The 403-nt window shown below is 61.8% G+C and carries 1 protein-coding gene; it reads right to left on the bottom strand.

From position 1 onward, the window contains the following. Window positions 1-403: MurR/RpiR family transcriptional regulator (locus EN804_RS34935; RefSeq protein WP_135922325.1), on the bottom strand; the 403-nt coding region annotated here is incomplete at both ends.

Genomic DNA, 403 nt, shown 5'->3' on the forward strand with positions numbered 1-403 from the left:
ATATTGCCGAGCCCGCCCACGGCGCTATGCAGAACCGCCGGTACCTTCATCTTCTCGAAGGCATAGGCCAGATAGCTGGCAATGGGGAAGGACCGCCGCAGGCCGACGATATGCACGGTGCGCGCCTTGGCCAGCACGGAAACCGCCTCATCGAGCTGTCGGGTGTCGACCGATTTCAGCAGCATTTCCAGCAACGAGCGGCCGGCTTCCACGAATTCGGCAAGCAGGCCGGACGCGCTTTCATCGCCCTTTTCGCGCAGATGATCGAGCCGCGTGGCATAATCCGGCCAGCCGCCGACATAGGAATCACGGAACAGGCGCTGCATTTCCGAAAAGCCGGACAAACCCATGATCTGGCAGAAACGCATGAAGGCCGAGGGTTGCACGCCGGCGGCTTCAGCCA

It is taken from the genome of Mesorhizobium sp. M8A.F.Ca.ET.161.01.1.1, from assembly GCF_004792105.1.
GTDB lineage: Bacteria > Pseudomonadota > Alphaproteobacteria > Rhizobiales > Rhizobiaceae > Mesorhizobium.